Below are 19,756 nucleotides of genomic sequence, written 5' to 3'. Positions count from 1 at the left end.
TAGGAACATGTCACGGTCGGTGAAGTCGGCGGAACGGACGCTCGCGCTGTTCGAGCTGTTTTCGCGCCGACAGCAGCCGCTGACCGTGGGGCGCATTTCGGCCGAACTCGCGATCCCGCAGGCGAGCACCAGCATGCTGCTCGCCAATCTGCGCGACCTGGGCTACATCACCTATGACGCGCACCGGCGCACCTATGCGCCGACGATCCGCGTCGCGCTGCTCGGTAGCTGGATCAACCGCGAATTCGACCAGGCGGGATCGCTGACCGCGATCCTGTCGGACCTTCAGCGCGAAGTGCAGGAAACCGTCTTTCTGGGTCTCCAGAACGGACCCTATGCCCAATATATCGCGACCATCCTGCTCAAGAAGCCGCGCGGGATGCGCGTGGAAGCGGGGCAGCACAAACTGCTCACGGCCTCGTCGGTCGGACGAATGCTGCTGTCGCTGAAAAGCGACGGCGAAATCCAGCGCTGGGTGCACCGCTGCAACGCCGAGGCGACCGAGGATCGGCTGCGGATCGGCGTCAGCGAATTCATGGCGATCATCGAGCAGATCCGGCGGCAGGGTTTCACACAGACCCGCGGCGACGTCACGCCGGAATTCGGGGCGATCGCCGTGACGGTGCCCGCACCGCGCGGCTTCATGCCGATGGCGCTGGGCGTCGGCATTCCCGTCGAGCGGATCGAGGCGAAACACGACATGATCGTCGAGGCGCTGCGCCATGCCAGCGAACGGCTGAAGATCATCACGCTGCCGCAGCAGGAGCCGAGTTCGCGCGACACGATCCTTGGGCCCTGACCCTAGATCGTATCGCCGCCGGGCGTCGCCCGTGCGGACCTCCCCGGCCTCATGTTCGAAGACGATCCTGTCCCGATCTCAAGCCGCGACGCCGCTTTCCCGGGCACGGATTTCATCGAGCACGGGACGAAGATAGCCGAGGAAGCGCTCGGGGTCTTCGCTCATCGGGAAATGGCCGAGACCCGGCATCAGGCTGTACTTTGCGCCCGCGACGTGCCGCGCCACCTCTTCCGCCGCTTCGGGCGGCGCCGAATAATCATATTCGCCGCTGAGCAGGTAGAGCGGGCAGACGGCGGTGTCGATATTGGCGACCAGTCCGTTGCGAAGGTCGCCGTCATCGAAATAATAATAGAGATCGCCGGCAAAGACGCCGGGACCGCCCTGCATATAATGCCAGATCGTCTCCCACCGGTCCTTGTGCGGCGCTTCCGGCCCGATCAGGCCGGAGATCAGCATCGAGCACATCTCGCCGCCGTGCGCTTCGGGGCGGTTCATGATCGCTTCGTCGCTATATTGGGCGTTGAAGACGCTTTCGGCGTGAAGCCCCGATTGCAGACCGATCGCCGCCCGGAACTTCGGACCGTGGCGCAGCGCGAGGTGCAGGACGGCGCGGCCGCCGATCGAGCAGCCCATGACGATGGGGCGGTCGATGCCGAGCGCCTCGATCACCTTCATCACCGTCGCGACATAGCGGTCGCTGGTCAGCAGATAATCGTCGCGTTCCCACCCTTCGGGCGGCGACGACTTGCCGTGATAGGGCAGGTCGAAGGCGATCACCCGATATTGGGACAGCAGCCGTTCGTCGTTCATCAGCGCGCGATACTGGCGACTGTCGGCACCGGCGGTGTGCAGGCAGAGCAGCGGAATGCCTTCGCCGGCCTGCTCGACATAGACGCGGTTGCGGCGCCCCTCGACGTCGATGGTGATGTAGCGGCCGACGGCCGGTTCGAAACAGGGTGCGACGGTGGTCATCCGAACATCCTTCCGGTTGCGAGTTGCTGGAGAATGTCCTTGAGGACATAAGAATAGCGAAACAGCGTCAGGAAGTCGCCCGTCACGTCGGCGCGGCCCGTTTCTGCCATCGCATAGATGTCGTGGCATCCCGGCGGCGGCACGGGTTGCTGGAAAGCGGCCCAGGCCTCCGGCGCGATCCGGATCGTGACGTCGGCGGTCTCGTCGGCCGCCGCCGATGCGACCTTTCCGTCGCGCAGCGCCAGCAGCCAACGCCGGTCGCCGGTCTCGATGCGCAAGACGCAGTTTGCGAATCGCAATCTTCGCTGGACCGACGGGTCCGCGTTCAAGGCGTCCAATATCTCGGTCGAAGGCATGGCTACACTCTCCCTGCGACGGCGGTTCGCGCCCGTCCTGTCCGATGCCCCTTGTCTTGCGCGCTTTGTCCTCGCTGTCGAGTTCGCACCTGCTGCGTGCACCCTTCCATTACACATGCGATGAAGCGGGTGGCCGCGTGGCGCCCGGACGCCGATCCGCATAGACGGGAAGCGAGGGCGCCGGTGCAGCGCCGCACGACATGAGATCGGGAGCTTGGCAATGGGGTGGATGACCGAAGAACGCCTGATGATTCAGGAAAGCGCGCGCGATTTCGCGATGAACGAAGTGCTGCCGATCGCGAACCGGCTCGATCCCGTCCAGGGGATCATCCCCGACGATCTGATCCGCAAGATGGGCGAGCTTGGCTATTTCGGCATCGTCGTACCGGAAAAATACGGCGGCCTGGGATTGGGCGCGTTCGAATATTGCCTTGTCGCCGAGGAACTGGCGCGCGCGTGGATGAGCGTCGGGAGCCTGATCGCGCGCGGCAACAGCATGATCGGCATGGAAAGCATGAGCGAGGAATGGCGCGCCGACGTGCTGCCACGCGTCGCGCGCGGCGAATATCTCGGTGCCTTCGCCATGTCGGAACCGAACGCCGGCAGCGATGTCGCCAACATCAGCACGCGCGCGGTCCGCGACGGCGACGATTATATCATCACCGGCAACAAATATTGGTGCACCTTCGCCGATGGAGCCGACTTCGTCACCGTCATCGCGCGCACCGGAACCGATCCCGACCCGAAGCGCCGCCATGCGGGGCTGTCGGCCTTCGTTCTCGAAAAGCCGCGCGGCGAATTGCCCGCGGGCGTGCAGGGGTCGCCGATCCCGAAGATCGGTTATTTCGGCTGGAAGACATGGGAACTGGCGTTCGACGGCGTGCGCGTTCCCGCTTCGGCATTGCTGGGCGAGGAAGGCAAGGCCTTCTACATGATCGCGCACGGCCTCGAACGCGCGCGGGCGCACACCGCGGCGCGCTCGATCGGTCTCGCGCGCGGCGCGCTGGAGGATGCGCTCGCTTACGCCAAGGAGCGACAGCAGTTCGGCCGACCCATCGCCGAATTTCAGGACATAAGGTTCAAGCTGGCGCGGATGGCGACCGAGATCGAGGCATGCCGCCAGCTCATGTATCATGTCTGCGATCAGATCGACACGGGGCGGCGCTGCGATGCCGAGGCGTCGATGGTCAAATATCTCGCCTCCGAAATGGCAGAGCGCGTCACCAGCGACGCGCTGCAGATATTGGGCGGCGCCGGCTATACCACCCATTATGCCGTCGAGCGCTATTGGCGCGACGCGCGGCTGACCAAGATTTTCGAGGGCACGTCGGAAATCCAGCTGCGGATCATTTCCGACCATCTGCTGGGACGCTGAGCGGCGGGCGGCGGGGCGCCATTCCATCGCAGATGTAATGAGATGGGTGCCCGGCTTGCGCGGGACCCCGCGGCGATGATCATGGCCGGCGAACGAAATGACGGGAGGCGCCGGACAGGTCCGGCGGACGGATCATGCAGCACTATGACTATATCATCGTCGGCGCCGGCTCGGCCGGCTGCGTGCTCGCCAATCGGCTGAGCGAGAGCGGAAAGCACCGGGTGCTGTTGCTGGAGGCGGGGCCGGACAAGGAAAGCTTCTGGGTCCGCACCCCGGCGGGAGTTCCGTTCCTCTACACCGATCCCAGGCTCAACTGGATGTATCATTCGGAAGAGGAGCCGACGCTGGACGGCCGGCGCGTCTATCACCCGCGCGGCATGCTGATGGGGGGATCGAGCGCGATCAACGGCATGGTCTATATCCGCGGCAATCGGTTCGATTACGACCGGTGGGCGGCGGAGGGCAATGCGGGATGGTCGGCCGCCGACGTTCTGCCCTATTTCCGGCGCGCCGAAACCAATCTCGATTTCGTCGACCAGTATCACGGATCGACGGGGCCGATGCGCGTCGCGCGTGCTTCCTATGACATCCCGGTGGTCGACGCCTTCGTCGATTCCGGCCGCGCGGCCGGGCTGCCGCCGACGGAGGATTTCAACGGCGCGCAGCAGGAGGGCGCCCAGCTCTATCAGTTCACGATCAGCGAGGGGCGGCGCAATTCGACGGCCCACTCCTTCCTCCGGCCGGCGCGGCGCCGTCCCAACCTCGAACTGCTCGATCGTGCGCCGGTCAGCCGCCTGATCATCGAGGACGGGCGGGTGCGGGGCGTTTGCTATGTCCGGGGTGGTCAGGAGCACCGCGCCTATGCGCGCGAGACGTTGCTGAGCGGCGGATCGATCAATTCGCCCCAGCTTCTGATGCTGTCGGGGATCGGCCCGGCGGCGCATCTCGCCGAAAACGGCATCGCGGTCGTCCACGATCTGCCGGGCGTCGGCCGCAATCTTCAGGACCATATCAGCGCCCCGGTCAACTACGAGACGCGCGAGGGCATGTCGCTCAACAAGACCCTGTCGGGGGTGCGCAAATATCTCAACGGCGTGCGCTACCTGCTGACGAGGTCGGGACCGCTGTCGCTCGGAACGTCGCAGGCGGCGGCATTCATCCGCACCGATCCCGAAGCGGCGGCGCCCGACATCCAGATCAGCTTCCGCGCCTGGAGCTTCGATTTCAACGCGAGAGGCCAACTCAAGATGCACAGCTATCCGGGGGTACAGGCGGTGGCGATCCTGCTTCGTCCCGAATCGCGCGGAACGCTGACTCTCAATCCGCAGGATCCGCGGCAGGCGCCGGTGCTGCGCTTCAACTATCTGACCGAGGAATATGATCGCGCCACCCTGCTGCGGGGCATCCGATGGATGCGCCGCATCGCCTCTACCGGCGCGTTCGGCGATGCGGTCGTGCGCGAATGCGGGCCGGGCGAACAGCTCCAGAGCGACGACGAAATCCTGTCCTACGTCCGCGAATATGCGCAAAGCGTGATGCATCCTGTCGGTACCTGCAAGATGGGGACCGGCCCCGACGCGGTCGTCGATCCCCGGCTTCGCGTCCATGGCATACCGGGCGTGCGCGTCATCGATGCGTCGATCATGCCCTATGTCGTCAGCGGCAACACCAACGCCCCGACGATCATGATCGCCGAACGCGCCGCTGACCTGATTCTGGCCGACGCCGGCTGACTTCCGTTCGGAGACGCTTTCATGCGATTGCCTTTCAAGCCGCGCCGCACCGCGCTCTACCTGCCCGCGATCAATGCCAGGGCCGTTGCCAAGGCGCGGACACTGCCGGTCGATATCGTCATCCTCGATCTGGAAGACGCGGTCGCGCCGGAGCGAAAGGAAGAAGCGCGTAACGCCGCCGTGGCGGCGGCGCAGGAGGGCGGTTTCGGGGACCGCGAGCTGATCATCCGCGCCAACGGACTCGACACGCCCTGGTGGCGCGACGATCTGGTCGCGGCTGCGCGCTCGGGCGCGGACGGCGTGTTGGTGTCCAAGGTTGGCAGCGCCGCCGACATCGCGCGCTGTGGGGAACTGCTCCGCGATGCGCCGGCGGGACTGTCGCTGTGGGCGATGATCGAGACTTGCGCGGCCGTTGTTGCATTGCCTGCCATCGCGGCCGCCGCGGAGGGCTCGCGCCTTGCGGCAATGGTTCTGGGCACCAACGATCTTGCGAAGGAAATGCGCGCGGCGCTCACGCCTGACCGGCTCGCTTTCCTGCCGATCCTGACCTCCGCCGTCATCGCGGCGCGCGCGCATGGGCTGATCGTACTCGACGGAGTCTGCAACGATTTTCAGGATATCGACCGCTTCGAGGCGGAGTGTCGGCAGGGTCTGGTATTGGGCTTCGACGGCAAGACCATCATCCATCCGCGACAGGTCGATCCGTGCAATGCCGTCTATTCGCCGACCCCCGACGAGGTGCGATGGGCGGAGCGCATCATCACCGCTTTCGATGCGCCCGACCATGCGGGGAAGGGGGTGGTGCAGATCGACGGGCAGATGGTCGAACGGCTTCACCTCGACGATGCGCGACGTGTGCAGGCTACAGCGGCCGCGATAGCACGCCGACGCGATGAATCGGTCGATTGAGAGCGCCATCTCATCACGTCTGTGATGAGTTCGCGTCGGATGGCACCGAATACTCGCACATCGGAGGCGATTGTGCTTTCGTAGTGGAGAAGGTTGGAAAAGGGCTGCCGACTCCTACTGATTTTCAACCTCTTCATCCTGTTTTCCAAATAATCCTGCGCTGCGGGAGGAGGAGTTGTTTCGCCTTTTCAGGCTCCGTTTCTCTGAATTTCTGAAAATGAAGTTCCATCATTCACAAGATATTCCATGCGCGAAGCATGAGATTTGGGAGGGAGTTTTGCGATGCTTACCAAAAGCATAATGCTTCAATCGGCCGCACTGGGGCTCATCATGGCGGCACCTGCCCATGCCCAGACGTCTTCGGACGAGAGCGAAGTCGCTCGTGCGACCTCGAGTGACGACATCGTCGTCACCGCGCAGCGCCGCGAGCAATCGATGCTCTCGGTCCCGATCGCGATTACCGCGGTAACGGGCGCCGCGCTCGCCAACGCGGGGGTCAGCGACAGCAGCCAGCTTGCGACGGTCGTTCCGAACCTCCAGATCAACAGCGCCTACGGCAAGACGCAGCCCAATTTCTCGCTGCGCGGTATCGGCGTCGGCAACGAATATTCCGCCAATCAGGCATCGCCGATCGGCGTCTATATCGACGATGCCTATATCGCGTCACGTACCAGCCAGGGCGCCCAGCTCTACGATCTCGAACGCATCGAGGTGCTTCGCGGTCCCCAGGGGACGCTGTTCGGCCGCAACACCACGGGCGGCGCGATCAACATGATCACGCGCAAGCCGGACCTGTCGGGCAGCAGCGGCTATGTCGAGGCGAGCTATGGCAATTATGACACCCTCCATGGACAGGCCGCGCTGGAAACGACGCTGGTCGAAGACCAGCTCGGCATCCGCATCGCCGCCAACTACGATCGCAACGACCCGACATTCAGGAATCTGATTCCCGGCAAACCCAGTCCGAACGGCGGAACGAGCTATTCGGGCCGCGTCCAGCTCCGCTGGAAGCCGGTGCCCGAACTCGACGTGTTGCTGAAGGCCTATGGATCAAAGGACAAGCTGACCCAGGGCGCGCTCCATTCGGTCGGCGCGACGCCGTCGGGAGCCAATCCGATCACCGGCTATACGCGCGACGGGCTGGGTTTCTACGAGGTCGAATATGGCTATGCCGGCAAGCGCCGGACCAACAGCTATGGCTTCCTCGGCAAGATTTCCTACGAGGCGAGCGACAGTCTCACGCTTCACTCGCTGACCAGCTACGATGGCGGCTATTTCCTCGTCGACAATGATGCCGACGCGCAGCCGCTCAGCCTGCTCGATTATACGCCGTCGTCGAAGACCCACCAGTTCAATCAGGAATTGCGGGCGAACCTGTCGACGGATCGCCTCGATCTGGTGCTTGGTGCCTATTACGGGACCGATACGACGCGGACCAACAACAATCTCGGCCTCTATTTCTTCCTGCGCGACCTCGGTGCGCCGCCCGATGTGACGGGTGCGACGGGCGGCTTCTCGATCAACCAGCGCTATACCCAGGATCGCCGTTCGACTGCGATCTTCGCGCAGGCCGACTACAAGCTGACCGACCAGCTCACGCTGACGGCGGGGCTGCGCTATACATGGGACAAGTCGAAGCTGCGCAATGCGCTCTCCTATTTCGGCGACTATGACTATGAGCCGATCGTCTATACCGTCACCGACCCGGCAAATTACGGTCAGCCGGTGCCGACCCAATATGGCAAGGACGGCGCGCTGACCGGCCGCCTCGCGCTCAATTACGAGTTCGACAGCGGGGCGATCCTCTATGCCAGCTACAATCGCGGCTATCGCGGAGGGACGTTCAACGGCGGCGCCTACGCCAGCGTCGCACAGCTCGACTATATCAAGCCGGAGACGGTCAACGCCTATGAAGTGGGCAGCAAGGGACGGCTGTTCGACGGCGCGATCAGCTATTCGCTCGCGGCTTTCTATTATGATTACAAGAACCAGCAGACCAACGAGGTCATCAACTTCACGGGCTTCCTCCGCAATGCCGGTTCGGCGACCGTCTATGGCGGGGAACTGGAGCTCAACGGCCGCGTGTCGCCCGCGCTGTCGTTCAACGCGTCGCTGGGATTACTGCACAGCAAATACGATCAGCTCGTGCTCGGCCGCGATGTCGCGAGCGGGACGGTCGGCGTCGATCTGGCGGGTAATGAGCTGCCGTTCGCGCCGCACGTGACCGCCCAGGCCGGCATCGACTGGACGATGGCGCGGATCGGCGACGGCGACCTCAAATTCCTGCCGCGTGTCTCCTATACCGGACATCAGTGGTACTCGCCGTTCAACGACCGCGAATCCTTCCCTGGCGACCCGATCGGCAACGAGCGTCTGCACCAGGACGGCTATGCGAAGGTCGATGCCCAACTGCTGTGGAGCAACGACCGGATCACCGCCGGTCTCTATGTCAAGAACCTGTTCCAGAAGCATTATTATCTCTACGGTCTCGACCTCAGGACCTTCTTCGGGCTCGATTTCTTCGCGCCTGCCGATCCGCGCACCTGGGGGGCGATGGTGCGCTTCAACTTCTGACGCCTATCGCCTTCTCTCAGCCTGATCGGGCGCAGCCGCATGCGTGGCTGCGCCCGTTTTTTTCATCCGGGGGTCAAGAAAAAGGCCGTCGCCATCGGTGGAACCGAAGGCGACGGCCGCGCGGGGCGCCGAAGCGATAGGGCGTCAGGGCAGCCGGACGGTCGGCTCGAACTCCAGCCGGAACGCACCTCCGTCGCGCACGACCGTGCCGCCGCCCGCGCCCGTCCAATGCGTGCCGAGGACGAGGCAGCCATCCTCGGTCGCGTCGGTGAACAGCTTCCAGCGCGTTCTTTTGCTCATTTCGGGGTCGGCATCGACGTTGGTGCCCCAGTCGGGATGCGCGAGTTGGCAGGGATGATGAACGCAGTCGCCGGTGATGATCGCGCTTTCGTCTTCGGAGCGGACGACGATCGAGACGTGGCCCGGCGTATGGCCGATGGTCGGCGTCAGAAACACTTCGTCGGTGATCCGGTGATCGACCTCGACCAGATCGACGAGACCGGCGTCGATAACCGGCTGGACCGACTCCCGCTCGACCGAGGCGTTGCATTCGCGCCAGGCTTCGTCGACGTCGGGACTGTGGTGGGTCGCCTGCATGAAATCATATTCGACCCGCCCGAACAGATAGCGCGCGTTGGGGAAAGTCGGCACCCAGCGCCCGTCGACCCGGATCGTGTTCCAGCCGACATGGTCGAGGTGCAGGTGGGTGCAGACGACGATGTCGATCGATTCCGGCGGGAACCCCGCGGCCTTCATCTTTTCCAGGAAATCGGTCTGCATCTGATCCCAGATCGGCGCGATCTTCAGGTCCTTGCCGTTGCCGATGCAGGTGTCGACCATGATCCGCTTCGTGGGTGTGTCGAGGATGAAGGCGTGCAGGCTGAGGCTCGGCTCGCCCTTTTCGGTGATGAATTCGGGGTAGAGCCATGGGATCGCCAGCAGCGCCTCCGGCGTCGCATCGGGCATCAGGCCCGGTATGCCTTCGGGTACGATCTGTTCGATGACCTGACTGATCCTGACCTTGCCGATTGTCCAGCTTTGCATTGGTTCATCCCTCACCCGATCGAATAGGGCCCGTCCGGACCCGGTCGCGCGAGGATAGCGGAGAAAGGTCCGTGCCCGAATGCGTCCGGACGATCCATTGCATATGCGATGAAGCGCGCGGGCCGTTTTGCGCCGCCGCCGAAAGCGATAGGGTCATGCGAAGGGAAAGGATCGCACGATGGATTGCCACCATTTCATTGACGGCCGCGAGGTCGTCGAACCGGGCGCGCGCTATCTCGACAATCTGGCGCCGGCGACGGGCGAAGTGATCGGGCGTGTCGCGCTCGGCGGCGCGGAGATCGTCGACCGGGCGGTCCAGTCGGCGCGCGCCGCCTTTCCGGCGTGGCGCGACATGCGGCCGATGGAGCGCGGCCGTATCCTCGTCGACATCGGCCGCGCGATCCGCGCCCATGCCGCGCGACTGGCGGAGATGGAGGCGCGCGAAACCGGCAAGATCATGGCGCAGGCGGCCGGCGAGATCGAGATGTCGGCCCAGTATTTCGAATATTACGGCGGCCTCGCGAACATCTTCTACGGCGAGGTCATCAATATTGGTGCGCCCTATCACAGCTACACGCGCCGCGAGCCCTTTGGCGTCGTCGCGACGATCCTGCCGTGGAACGCGCCGCTGAATCAGGCGGCGCGCGCGATCGCGCCGGCGCTGGCGGTCGGCAATACGGTGGTGGCCAAGCCGTCGGAGGAAACGCCGTCGACGCTGGTCGAGGTCGCGCGCCTCGCGGTCGAGGAATGCGGCCTGCCGCCCGGCGTCGTCAACGTCGTGCTGGGCACGGGGCGCGAGGTGGGCGAACCGCTGGTCGCGCACGAGCGCATTCGCAAGGTCATGTTCACGGGCAGCGTGCGGGCCGGGCGCGAGATCGGCCGCGTCGCCGCGGAACGGATCATCCCGCTGACGCTGGAACTGGGCGGCAAGTCGCCGAACATCGTCTTCGCGGACGCCGACCTCGACGCGGCGGTGGCGGGCGCGGTGCGCGCCTTCACGATGAATGCGGGACAGGTCTGCGTCGCGGGAACGCGGCTGCTGCTCCAGTCGTCGATATATGATGCCTTTCTCGACCGGCTCGTCCCCGCGGTCGATGCGCTCAGATATGGCGATCAGGACGGCGCGGTCTTCGGCGCGACGACCACGGCCGCGCAGTTCGAGCGCGTGCGCCGGTTCCACGATCTGGCGAAGGCCGAGGGCGCGGTGCGGCTGACGCGCGAGCCACCGGAACCGGGGGTGGGCAAGGGGCTCTTCCCGGCACCGGCGGTCTATGCGGGCGTGACGCCTGATATGCGGATCGCGCGCGAGGAGGCATTCGCCCCCATCCTGACCGTGCTGACGTTCGAGGACGAGGATCAGGCGGTCGCGATCGCCAACGACAGCGATTTCGGGCTCGGCGCGGGCGTCTGGACCCGCGACATCGGCCGCGCGCTCCGCATGGCCGCGGCGCTGGAGGCGGGCCAGGTCTTCGTCAACGAATATATGGCTGGTGGGATCGAGACGCCCTTCGGCGGATACAAGAACAGCGGCTATGGGCGAGAGAAGGGGATCGAGGCGCTGACCCATTATACCCAGCTCAAATGCGTGACGATCCGCATATGAGCGCGGAAAGCCGGATGGCAGGCGCGCAGCCGTTCACTGGCTTACTCGCGCGGTCGATCGCGGGGTCGGGGAACGCGCGTCCGACGGGCGAGCAATATGCCGCCGTCCGCCGCATCCTGATCGATTGGCTGGGCGTCGCGCTGGCGGGAACGACCGAGCCGGTCGCGAAAATCCTCCGCGCCGAGTTTGCATCCGCCGAAGGCGCGGCGTCGGTGCTGGGCGGCGGCCGGGCGGCAGCCGCCGATGCGGCGCTGGTCAACGGCACCACCGGCCATGCTCTCGATTATGACGATGTTCAGCAGTTCATCGGGCATCCGGCGACAGTCGTGGTTCCGGCCGCGCTGGCGGTGGCGGAGACGGTGGACGCGCGGGGCGAGGAACTCGCCCGCGCGATCATCGCCGGTTATGACGCCGCGCGTTTCGTCGGGACGCTCGCCATGCCGGGCCATTACGACCATGGCTTCCATTCGACGGCGACGATCGGCGCGTTCGGGGCGATGGCGGCATCCGCCGTGCTGATGGGCCTCGCGCCGGAAGAAACCGAAAACGCGATCGGGCTGGCGGCGACGCAGGCGGCGGGGCTGAAATCGATGTTCGGGACCATGGCCAAGCCCTTTCACGCGGGTCGTGCGGCGTCGGCCGGCGTCATTGCCGCCCGGCTTGCCGCGCGCGGAATGACCGCAAATCGCGAAAGTCTGGAAACCGATCAGGGCTTTCTCGCCACTCAGGCGCACCAGCCGGTTCCGGCCGACTGGCGGGCGCCGCGATTCGGGGAGAGCCTCGACCACCTGCTCTTCAAATATCACGCCTCCTGCTACCTGACGCATTCGAGCATCGAGGCGGTCCGGCAGTTGGTGACCGAACGGGGGCTGGTCCCGGACGCTTTGGAGAGCGTCGTACTTCGGGTTCCGGCCGGCCATCTCAAGGTCTGCAATATCGAAAATCCGGCGACCGGCCTCGAATCCAAATTCAGCCTGCGGCAGGTCGTTGCGTTGACGCTCGGCGGTTATGACACGGCGGATATCGGCGTTTTCAACGACATGCTCGCCGGCGACGAGGCGCTCGGACGCCTGCGCGGCAAAATCGGCGTGGTGGGCGATCTCGACAGCATATTCGGCGCGAGGACGACCATCAGGCTCGGCGATGATACGATGCTCGAGGCGGTTTGGGACGTGTCCGAAGCGGATATCGGACCGAATGATCTCGACGACAGGCTGGACCGGAAATTTTCCGTATTGGCGACACCCTTGATCGGCGCAGCACGCGTTCGCGAGGTCCTCGATCTTTCATACGACATTCGCAACATCGACCTGGCGAAGCTGTCGGCCTCCCTCCATATCGCCTGAGAAACCGCGGTTCTCACGGCTTAAGTTCGGCGGTCAGCCGCGCTTGGCGTTCCATGCGCGGACCGCAGCCAGCGTCTTCTCGATATGCGCCTGCGGGTTGCGGTCGGTGTAGCTCAGCAGGATGGTTCCGTCGGGTGCGATGACGAACGACGTCCGGTTGGAGATGAGCGTCTGGTTGGGGCCCGGCATGGCGGTGTCGTATTTGACCGCGACCTTGGCGCCCGGATCGGCCGCGACGGCGAACTTGTCGCGGCATTCCGACTTGGAGAATTCCGCCACGCGGTCGATGTTGCCTGCGGTCACGCCGATGACGCGGGCGCCCAGCTGGTTGAACTGGCTGTTTGCCTCCGCGAACAGATGGGCCTCCATCGTGCAGCCGGGGGTGAAGGCGGCGGGGAAGAAATAGAGCACGACCGGCCCGTTCCGCAGCGTCTGTTTCAGCGTCAGGCTGAAGGATTTGCCGCCCTGCGCGGCGTTCAGCGTGAAGTCGGGCGCCTTCGCGCCCTGCTGGAGGGCCGCGATGCCCTGTACGGGGAGGACGGCCAGCAACAGGCCGAGGCCGAACGACGTCGCGATCTTGTTCCGGATTTTCATCTGGCTTCTCCAACTCGAACGGTGGGCGCGCGCCTCGTCCGGACTCTCTTCCGCTCTCCTCTTCGTCGGCGCGTGGCGAAAGGTTGCGACGGGAGACAGGATGATGAAAAAAAGCGGCGGCGTCTACACCGATCATTCGTTTCCCGTCCGCGCGCTCCCCGGGCCCCTTGTCGTCGCGGCCCCCACGATGCATCTTCAAGCGATGACCAAATATCTCATCTCCTTTCCGAGCGACGCCCTGGTCCTCACCGACGCGGAGTTCCCGATCGTGTCCGCCGACGCGCACGCGGTGATCGAGGAAGCCAGGGCCGCCGGCGTCTATGTGTTCGGCGGAGGGATAGCGGAGCAGGTTGCGCCCGTACTGGTCTCCGCCGACGGATCGGTGTCGGCCGAAATCTATCCCGGCAGCGGGCTCACGGGCGGCTTCACGGTGCTGGAACTGCCGTCCCGCGAGGATGCGGTCGAGTGGGCGAGGAAGATCGCGGCGGCCTGTCGATGCGCGCAGGAGCTTCGCGAATTCATGTACGACCCCGCGAGCTAGTCCGTACTCGATTGCAGCGGCGCTGCGGCGTCCACGCGGCGGCCGATCATGCGGGAGAGCGTGTCGTCCCGCCACCCGAAGCGATGCACCAGAACCATCGCGACGTGCCCTGCGATCAGCGCAAGCAGCGTCCAGGCCAGCAAGCCGTGCACCGCATTGGCCGGGGCGGTCATCCACGCGATCTCCTGCCCCGTCGGTGCTGCGAACTCGAGGCCGAACAGCGTCACCCCCTTGCCGCTTCCCGCCATGCGGAACAGCGCGAGCGCGGGCACGACGATCATCAGCAGATAGAGGAGGATGTGGCCGATGCGCGCGACCTGGCCGATCGCATTCGATGAATAGGTGGGGCGCCGCCGCCGGTTGCGAAGCGCCCAAAGCGCGCGGACGACGACGAGCGCGAGGATGAGGGCGCCGATCGATGCGTGCGTGCCGACCCAGAATTTCATCAGCGGGACGCGGCCGAGCACGCTCTTCATGATCATGCCGCCGAGCTGCCAGAACAGCAGCAGCGCCATCGTCCAATGCAGCAGCCGTGTCACCGATCCATAATGGTTGGGCGTGTCGCGCAGCAGCATGTCGGTTCTCCGTTCCTTAGGGTCAGGACCCATTAATTTGCGGTTCGAGGCGTCGAAATGGCGAAGATATCGGGTTCGGGCGGATGCAGCGGGTAGCATCGCTACCCGCAAGGCCGCGCGGGCCTGAGATCGAAGCCATTTCGGCGTCCCTGCGGGATTTGACCGATTTCGTCCATGGCTTCGTCGGCAAGTCTTGAAATATCGACATATTCCTACGCCTTGCCTCCTCGCCCTGAACGAAATCGCTTCAAACCTCGAACCGCAAATTAATGGGTCCTGACCCTAGCGCCCGGCCGCCGACGCAAGCCGCAGTGCGCGCGGGATGGCGGCGGATATGATCGACGCATGATCTTCTTCGGCAAGCATCCGGTACTGGACGTTCGCGGGGGCGAGACGGTCCGCGAGCAGCGTCGCCATGTCGCGGGCGCGCGCCACCATCTGCCGCTCGGCCCGCCGGCTGCGGACCGCATCGCTGTCCTGCCGCGCGGCCTGCCAGGGCGGCAGTTCCTCCTCCCACTCGCCGACGCAGAGCAGGATGCGATGATCGCCGAGCGACGCCTGCCGCAAGGCGTCGCGCAGGCCTTCGGGGTCCCACCAGATCGACGGGCTGATCGCGGCGATCGCGGCGAACAGATGCGGGCGATGCGCCAGCATCCACAGCGCATGATAGCCGCCGAGCGAATGGCCGAAGAGGGTCAGGCGTCGCGGATCGAGCCGCGCGTGCGCCGCGACGGCGGCGATCACATCGGCCTCGACGAAACGCGCGAAATCCGATGCCGCGCCGCGCGCGCCGAAATCGCGTTCGCGATGGCGGTCCTGCGGGTCGCGGTCGGGCGACGACAGGCCGATCAGGATCATCGGTCCGGTTCCCGTTGCGTCGGGACGGCGACTCATCCGCCGCAACGCCTCCACCGCGGTCGCGAAGCAGCCTTCGCCGTCGAGCATCAGCATCGCGGGCCAGCCCCCGACGGGTGCTTCGCCCGCCGGGACGTGGAGGTCGACGCGATAGGCCGCATCCCCGTGTGGCAGGCTCAGCGACAGGCATTCGGCGATGCGTGGATCGGTGGCGGGGGTGGCGGAAGCGGTCATGGTCCGATTAGGGCTGGAATTGCGAGCGGTTTTCAATAAGGCGGATGGCATCGATGCGCCGTTCGATCAACCCATGCCAATCCAAGGGAAACAAAATGTCATGATCCGGTCGGCCGGACCCTCTCCGACGATGAAAGCCATGCTGGTCGATTATCGGCGCACGGTGCGGCGGCGCGTGATGGTCATCGCGCTGATCGCGGCGATCGCGGTGGCGGCCTTCGTCGCCGATCTGGTGACCGGTCCATCGGGGATGGGCGCGCGCGACGTGCTGTACGGCATCGCCTATCCCGACCGGATCACGCCGGGACAGCGCGCGATCATCTGGGACGTGCGATTGCCTTATGCGATGATGGCGGTGATGGTCGGCGCATCGCTGTCGCTCGCGGGCGCCGAAATGCAGACGATCCTCGATAATCCGATGGCGAGCCCCTTCACGCTCGGCGTGTCGTCGGCCGCTTCCTTCGGTGCGTCGCTGGCGATCGTGCTGGGGATCGGCCTGTCGTTCGCGGGGAGCTGGGCGGCCGACTGGATGGTGTCGCTCAACGCCTTTCTCTTCGCTTTCCTCGCGATGCTGCTGCTTCAGGCGGTTGCGCGGCAGCGCGCGGCGGGCGCACAGACGCTCGTCCTGCTCGGCATTGCGCTCGTCTTCGCCTTCAACGCGCTGACCTCGCTGGTGCAGTTCCTCTCGTCGCAGGAGGCGTTGCAGCAGCTCGTCTTCTGGACGATGGGGTCGCTGTCGCGCGCGACGTGGAGCAATGTCAGCGTGCTCGCGCTCGTCCTGCTTGCCGTCGCGCCCTTTTCGCTGGCATCGGCCAGGGCGCTCACCGCGCTCCGGCTCGGCGAGGACCGGGCGCAGAGTTTCGGGGTCGACGTCGGGCGGCTGCGTTTCCTGTCGCTCTTTCGCATCAGCCTGCTGGCCGCGACCGCAGTGGCCTTCGTCGGCGCGATCGGGTTCATCGGTCTCGTCGGCCCGCATATCGCGCGCATGCTGCTGGGTGAGGATCATCGCTATCTGCTGCCGGCCAGCCTGTTCACCGGTGCCGCGATCATGTCGGTCGCGTCGGCGCTGTCGAAGCTGCTGGTGCCGGGGGTGCTGATGCCGGTCGGCATCGTGACCGCGATGATCGGCGTCCCGATCTTCCTGTTCCTGATCTTTCGCAGCGGAAGGCAGGGGGCATGAGCGCCGGCCTCCAGGTCACCGACCTGTCGGCGGGATATCGCGACCGCGCGGTGATCGAGCATCTGTCGCTGCCGCCGATCGCGCGCGGCGAAACGGTCGCGCTGCTGGGCCCCAATGCGGCGGGGAAGAGCACGCTGCTTCGTGCGCTCGCCGGCCTGACGCCCGCGCGCGGCTCGATCCGGCTCGACGGGGACGAACTCAACGGCCTGCCGCTCGCCGACCGTGCGAAAGCGGTGACCTACATGCCGCAGACGCTGCCGCAGGGAATCGCGCTCACCGTGCTCGAAACGGTGATCGGCGCGCTCGAAGCGTCGCCCACCGGGCAGGGCCATGGTGGCGATGCGGCGGAGCGCGCGATGGCCGTGCTCGGGCGGGTCGGGATCGAAGCGCTGGCGATGCGCGGAATCGATCAGCTGTCGGGCGGGCAGCGGCAGCTCGCGGCGCTCGCGCAGGCGCTCGTGCGCGCACCGCGCCTGCTGCTGCTCGATGAACCGACGAGTGCGCTCGACCTCAATCACCAGGTGCGCGTGCTCGATCTGGTGCGTTCGCTGGCGCGCGAGCAGGACATGATCGCCGTGCTCGTGCTTCACGACCTGCAGGCGGCGGCGCGGATCGCCGACCGCGTCGTGGTGTTGTCCGAAGGGCAGGTGGCCGCCGCGGGGCCGCCCGAAGAAGCGATCACGCCCGCGGTGCTGGCCGACGTCTGGCGAGTGCGGGCGCGCATCGATCATTGCGAGCGCGGGTCGCTGCGCATGGTGATCGACGATATATTGTAAGGAAGCCGCCCGTTCCGCTTGGGATCGGGCGGCTTTCGATTCTTTCCGCGGCCGGTCAGGGGCGGATCAGCGTGACCGTGTCGCCCTTCGGATCGTCGACCGGCGGCGTCCCCGGTGCGGCGTCGCGCGGCAGGCCGCGCGCCTTGTTCGTCACATAGACGCTGTTGTCGGCGCGATTGATCGCGATCGTCTGCGGGAAGGTACCCGTTTCCAGATCGGCGAGCTTCTCATAGGTTTTCGCATCGACGACGCTGACCGTTCCGGCGCGGCGGTTCGCGACATAGATCTGGTCCACGGCGCCGTTGTAGGCGACGCTGAGCGCGCCTTCCCCGGTCGGGACCGCCTTGATCAGCGAGCCGTCCCTTGCGTTGATCACGCCGAGCACGCCGTTGCCCTGGTTGGCGACGAACAGGCGCTGTGCCGTGCCGTCATAGGCGACGTTGATGGCATTCTCGCCGCCGCTCGGCCAGCGGGCCTTCACCGCGCCGCTGTCGCTGTCGAGGACGATCACGTCGTTGCTGCTCATGCCGGTCGAGAAGATCCGCTTGTTCGCCGGATCGAGCGCCAGTCCGGTCAGCGAAATGCCCGGCACCGCGATGACGCGGTCGAGCGTGTTGCTATTGCCGTCGATCACCCAGATGGCGCTGGGCGTGTCGCTGCCGCGCATCGCGCCGACGACGGTGACATAGACCTTGTTCGCCCCCTCATCGACGGCGACCTGACGAACGTGGGCCTTTTCGCCGACCTTGACCGTCCCGACGACCTTGCCCGTTGCAAGGTCGACTGCCGATACCGATCCGTTGCGCGTATCGGTGCCGTAAAGGGTCTGCGTGGTCTGGTTGATCGCGAGGCCGTAGAGCGGGCTGGTCGAGACGTCGATCGACCCCTTCGGCTGCAGCGTCTTGCCGTCGAGGCGGACGATCGCGCCCTTGTCTTCGCCGCGCGGGCCGACCGCTGCGATATAGATGTCGTTGTCGGCACCGTTCTGCACAATCTCGTACAGCCCGCCCGGAGCGACCTTGACCGAGCGGTCTACCGCCGGCTTCGCCCATGCGGCCGTTGCACCGGCCAGTGTGACGAGAGCCACCGACAATTTGAAGGCATTGCGCATAACCATGTCATTCTCCTGTTGAAGCGGGGGAGGGCTGGAGATCGGTCCAGTAGCTTCCGGTGTAGGGGACCGCGAGAAACCGCCGATTGATCGCATCGAGCGTCGCCTGCGGATCGAGATCGCCGAACAGGTCGGGATGGATCCACTTGGCAAGCGCCTCGGTCGCGACGATGTCGATGGGCGAATTGATCATCTGGTGCGACAGGCCGTGGACGCGTCCGACGCGCACCGCCGACAGGCTGGCGATCCCGCGGCGTTCGGTCACTTTCCGCAGCGACGCGCGCGACCGCGCTTCGTCATATTGCGGGCCGACGACGAAGCCGCCGGCCTTTTCGAGATGCGGGCCGCCGGTGGCGATGTAGACGTCCGGATTGCGGTCGATGACATATTCGAGGTTGAGCTTGCCGAACGGCGCCTTGATCACATCCTCGCCGATATTCCTGCCGCCGACGAAGCTGATATAGTCGCCGACGTTGCCCTTGCCGGGCGAATTGCAGCAATCGGGGCCGTTGCCCGCATGCGCCTCCAGAAACACCGTCGGGCGCTTGTCGGCGGGGATGGCGGCGACGCGCTTGCTGATGACGTCGAGCTTGTCCTGACGGAATTTGTTGTAGGCCGCCGCCTGATCCTCGCGACCGATCAGGCGCCCGAGCAGGGTCAGGCTGCGCGCCTGGTTTTCGAAGGGGTGCGAGAAGAAGTCGATGAAGACGACATCGACGCCGGCGCCGGTCAGTTGCGCGACCTGCGCGTCGGTCGGGCCGGAACCCAGCGAGACGACCGCCGCTTTCGGCGCCGCGGCGAGCACCGCCTCGACGCTGAACTCGTCGGACGAGTTGGGCGTCCTGGGCAGCGTGGCGAGCTTCGGAAAGCGCGCGACATAGGCCTTATATTGTTCGGGGCTGATCCGATTGACGTCGCCCGACCACCCCGACAGCAGGCTGACCGGATCGGGATGGATCAGCGACAGCGCGATCAGGTAGCGGCCGTCGTCGATCGTCAGCGGCGTCGCGGGCAGCGTCAGGTCGAGCGGGCGGTCGCGCAGGTCGGTGAGCGGGGCATCCGCACCCGCCTTGCGCTTGTCGTCGGCCTTGCCGCAGCCGGCAAGCACCAGCGGCAGGGCGCCGAGCAGCGTCAGCGCCGCGCGTCGCGACGGGATCGATCGTTCGATTTGCATCCGAT

General features: G+C 65.6%; 18 protein-coding genes. 10 read left to right on the top strand and 8 right to left on the bottom strand.

Annotated elements, in window-relative coordinates:
* Nucleotides 1-7 precede the first annotated feature (7 nt).
* A complete protein-coding gene (locus SGR02S_RS03730) occupies nucleotides 8-799 on the top strand; it encodes an IclR family transcriptional regulator (protein WP_067105805.1) in 792 nt (263 codons plus the stop codon).
* Between the two features lie 78 nt (nucleotides 800-877).
* Here SGR02S_RS03730 and SGR02S_RS03725 read toward each other — a convergent pair whose 3' ends face one another.
* Entirely contained in the window at nucleotides 878-1,771 is an 894-nt protein-coding gene (locus tag SGR02S_RS03725) for an alpha/beta fold hydrolase (protein WP_067105803.1), read from the bottom strand.
* Nucleotides 1,768-2,049, bottom strand: coding sequence for a hypothetical protein (locus tag SGR02S_RS03720; RefSeq protein ID WP_067105801.1), 282 nt, complete (start codon nucleotides 2,047-2,049; stop codon nucleotides 1,768-1,770). The genes SGR02S_RS03725 and SGR02S_RS03720 overlap by 4 nt, the downstream gene beginning before the upstream one ends.
* 307 nt (nucleotides 2,050-2,356) lie before the next feature.
* On the opposite strand from SGR02S_RS03720, the gene SGR02S_RS03715 reads away from it, so the two are divergent.
* The 4 genes from SGR02S_RS03715 to SGR02S_RS03700 all read left to right on the top strand — a co-directional run bounded on the left by SGR02S_RS03715 (nucleotide 2,357) and on the right by SGR02S_RS03700 (nucleotide 8,718).
* Nucleotides 2,357-3,502, top strand: a complete 1,146-nt coding sequence (locus SGR02S_RS03715) for an acyl-CoA dehydrogenase family protein (protein ID WP_234002612.1) — start codon at nucleotides 2,357-2,359, stop codon at nucleotides 3,500-3,502.
* A gap of 134 nt (nucleotides 3,503-3,636) precedes the next feature.
* Nucleotides 3,637-5,235: a GMC family oxidoreductase gene (locus SGR02S_RS03710; protein ID WP_067105797.1), complete on the top strand. Its 1,599-nt coding sequence runs from the start codon at nucleotides 3,637-3,639 to the stop codon at nucleotides 5,233-5,235.
* A gap of 21 nt (nucleotides 5,236-5,256) precedes the next feature.
* Nucleotides 5,257-6,144, top strand: coding sequence for an HpcH/HpaI aldolase/citrate lyase family protein (locus SGR02S_RS03705; protein WP_067105795.1), 888 nt, complete (start codon nucleotides 5,257-5,259; stop codon nucleotides 6,142-6,144).
* 300 nt (nucleotides 6,145-6,444) lie between these two features.
* Nucleotides 6,445-8,718, top strand: coding sequence for a TonB-dependent receptor (locus tag SGR02S_RS03700; RefSeq protein ID WP_067105793.1), 2,274 nt, complete (start codon nucleotides 6,445-6,447; stop codon nucleotides 8,716-8,718).
* 144 nt (nucleotides 8,719-8,862) lie between these two features.
* Here SGR02S_RS03700 and SGR02S_RS03695 read toward each other — a convergent pair whose 3' ends face one another.
* Nucleotides 8,863-9,762, bottom strand: coding sequence for an MBL fold metallo-hydrolase (locus SGR02S_RS03695; RefSeq protein WP_067105791.1), 900 nt, complete (start codon nucleotides 9,760-9,762; stop codon nucleotides 8,863-8,865).
* A gap of 178 nt (nucleotides 9,763-9,940) precedes the next feature.
* Between SGR02S_RS03695 and SGR02S_RS03690 the strand changes: the two genes are divergently transcribed.
* Both SGR02S_RS03690 and SGR02S_RS03685 read left to right on the top strand, forming a co-directional pair.
* Nucleotides 9,941-11,365, top strand: a complete 1,425-nt coding sequence (locus SGR02S_RS03690) for an aldehyde dehydrogenase family protein (protein ID WP_067105789.1) — start codon at nucleotides 9,941-9,943, stop codon at nucleotides 11,363-11,365.
* The gene (locus SGR02S_RS03685) at nucleotides 11,344-12,711 is read left to right on the top strand and encodes an MmgE/PrpD family protein (RefSeq protein WP_082796934.1); all 1,368 of its coding nucleotides are present in this window, start codon (nucleotides 11,344-11,346) and stop codon (nucleotides 12,709-12,711) included. Before SGR02S_RS03690 ends, SGR02S_RS03685 begins: the two co-directional genes overlap by 22 nt.
* Before the next feature lie 33 nt (nucleotides 12,712-12,744).
* Here the strand turns inward: SGR02S_RS03685 and SGR02S_RS03680 are convergent, their stop codons facing one another.
* The gene (locus tag SGR02S_RS03680; RefSeq protein ID WP_067105786.1) at nucleotides 12,745-13,305 is read right to left on the bottom strand and encodes a peroxiredoxin; all 561 of its coding nucleotides are present in this window, start codon (nucleotides 13,303-13,305) and stop codon (nucleotides 12,745-12,747) included.
* A gap of 202 nt (nucleotides 13,306-13,507) precedes the next feature.
* Here SGR02S_RS03680 and SGR02S_RS03675 point away from each other — a divergent pair, with 202 nt between their 5' ends.
* Nucleotides 13,508-13,846, top strand: a complete 339-nt coding sequence (locus SGR02S_RS03675) for a YciI family protein (protein WP_067105828.1) — start codon at nucleotides 13,508-13,510, stop codon at nucleotides 13,844-13,846.
* On the opposite strand, the gene SGR02S_RS03670 is transcribed toward SGR02S_RS03675, so the two are convergent.
* Nucleotides 13,843-14,421 carry a cytochrome b gene (locus SGR02S_RS03670; RefSeq protein WP_067105784.1) on the bottom strand — a complete coding sequence of 193 codons (579 nt, stop codon included), beginning with the start codon at nucleotides 14,419-14,421 and terminating at the stop codon, nucleotides 13,843-13,845. The genes SGR02S_RS03675 and SGR02S_RS03670 overlap by 4 nt on opposite strands.
* Before the next feature lie 282 nt (nucleotides 14,422-14,703).
* A complete protein-coding gene (locus tag SGR02S_RS03665; RefSeq protein ID WP_067105782.1) occupies nucleotides 14,704-15,510 on the bottom strand; it encodes an alpha/beta hydrolase in 807 nt (268 codons plus the stop codon).
* A 130-nt stretch (nucleotides 15,511-15,640) separates the two neighbouring features.
* On the opposite strand from SGR02S_RS03665, the gene SGR02S_RS03660 reads away from it, so the two are divergent.
* Nucleotides 15,641-16,690, top strand: coding sequence for a FecCD family ABC transporter permease (locus SGR02S_RS03660; protein WP_218000099.1), 1,050 nt, complete (start codon nucleotides 15,641-15,643; stop codon nucleotides 16,688-16,690).
* On the top strand, nucleotides 16,687-17,466 hold the full coding sequence (locus tag SGR02S_RS03655; protein WP_067105779.1) for an ABC transporter ATP-binding protein: 780 nt from the start codon (nucleotides 16,687-16,689) through the stop codon (nucleotides 17,464-17,466). The genes SGR02S_RS03660 and SGR02S_RS03655 overlap by 4 nt, the downstream gene beginning before the upstream one ends.
* Before the next feature lie 55 nt (nucleotides 17,467-17,521).
* On the opposite strand, the gene SGR02S_RS03650 is transcribed toward SGR02S_RS03655, so the two are convergent.
* Both SGR02S_RS03650 and SGR02S_RS03645 read right to left on the bottom strand, forming a co-directional pair.
* On the bottom strand, nucleotides 17,522-18,583 hold the full coding sequence (locus SGR02S_RS03650; protein WP_067105777.1) for a YncE family protein: 1,062 nt from the start codon (nucleotides 18,581-18,583) through the stop codon (nucleotides 17,522-17,524).
* A gap of 1 nt (nucleotide 18,584) precedes the next feature.
* Nucleotides 18,585-19,751 carry an ABC transporter substrate-binding protein gene (locus tag SGR02S_RS03645; protein WP_067105775.1) on the bottom strand — a complete coding sequence of 389 codons (1,167 nt, stop codon included), beginning with the start codon at nucleotides 19,749-19,751 and terminating at the stop codon, nucleotides 18,585-18,587.
* Between the last annotated feature and the right edge of the window lie 5 nt (nucleotides 19,752-19,756).

The organism is Sphingopyxis granuli NBRC 100800, assembly GCF_001591045.1.
Taxonomy (GTDB): domain Bacteria; phylum Pseudomonadota; class Alphaproteobacteria; order Sphingomonadales; family Sphingomonadaceae; genus Sphingopyxis; species Sphingopyxis granuli.
This window is presented reverse-complemented; position numbering and strand designations above follow the sequence as displayed.

Bases quoted from the DNA above. Each gene is read 5' to 3' on its own strand.
- SGR02S_RS03730 (WP_067105805.1), top strand. From the start codon at position 8: ATGTCACGGTCGGTGAAGTCGGCGGAACGGACGCTCGCGCTGTTCGAG.
- SGR02S_RS03725 (WP_067105803.1), bottom strand. From the start codon at position 1,771: ATGACCACCGTCGCACCCTGTTTCGAACCGGCCGTCGGCCGCTACATC.
- SGR02S_RS03715 (WP_234002612.1), top strand. From the start codon at position 2,357: ATGACCGAAGAACGCCTGATGATTCAGGAAAGCGCGCGCGATTTCGCG.
- SGR02S_RS03710 (WP_067105797.1), top strand. From the start codon at position 3,637: ATGCAGCACTATGACTATATCATCGTCGGCGCCGGCTCGGCCGGCTGC.
- SGR02S_RS03705 (WP_067105795.1), top strand. From the start codon at position 5,257: ATGCGATTGCCTTTCAAGCCGCGCCGCACCGCGCTCTACCTGCCCGCG.
- SGR02S_RS03700 (WP_067105793.1), top strand. From the start codon at position 6,445: ATGCTTCAATCGGCCGCACTGGGGCTCATCATGGCGGCACCTGCCCAT.
- SGR02S_RS03695 (WP_067105791.1), bottom strand. From the start codon at position 9,762: ATGCAAAGCTGGACAATCGGCAAGGTCAGGATCAGTCAGGTCATCGAA.
- SGR02S_RS03690 (WP_067105789.1), top strand. From the start codon at position 9,941: ATGGATTGCCACCATTTCATTGACGGCCGCGAGGTCGTCGAACCGGGC.
- SGR02S_RS03685 (WP_082796934.1), top strand. From the start codon at position 11,344: ATGCGTGACGATCCGCATATGAGCGCGGAAAGCCGGATGGCAGGCGCG.
- SGR02S_RS03680 (WP_067105786.1), bottom strand. From the start codon at position 13,305: ATGAAAATCCGGAACAAGATCGCGACGTCGTTCGGCCTCGGCCTGTTG.
- SGR02S_RS03675 (WP_067105828.1), top strand. From the start codon at position 13,508: ATGACCAAATATCTCATCTCCTTTCCGAGCGACGCCCTGGTCCTCACC.
- SGR02S_RS03670 (WP_067105784.1), bottom strand. From the start codon at position 14,421: ATGCTGCTGCGCGACACGCCCAACCATTATGGATCGGTGACACGGCTG.
- SGR02S_RS03665 (WP_067105782.1), bottom strand. From the start codon at position 15,510: ATGACCGCTTCCGCCACCCCCGCCACCGATCCACGCATCGCCGAATGC.
- SGR02S_RS03660 (WP_218000099.1), top strand. From the start codon at position 15,641: ATGAAAGCCATGCTGGTCGATTATCGGCGCACGGTGCGGCGGCGCGTG.
- SGR02S_RS03655 (WP_067105779.1), top strand. From the start codon at position 16,687: ATGAGCGCCGGCCTCCAGGTCACCGACCTGTCGGCGGGATATCGCGAC.
- SGR02S_RS03650 (WP_067105777.1), bottom strand. From the start codon at position 18,583: ATGGTTATGCGCAATGCCTTCAAATTGTCGGTGGCTCTCGTCACACTG.
- SGR02S_RS03645 (WP_067105775.1), bottom strand. From the start codon at position 19,751: ATGCAAATCGAACGATCGATCCCGTCGCGACGCGCGGCGCTGACGCTG.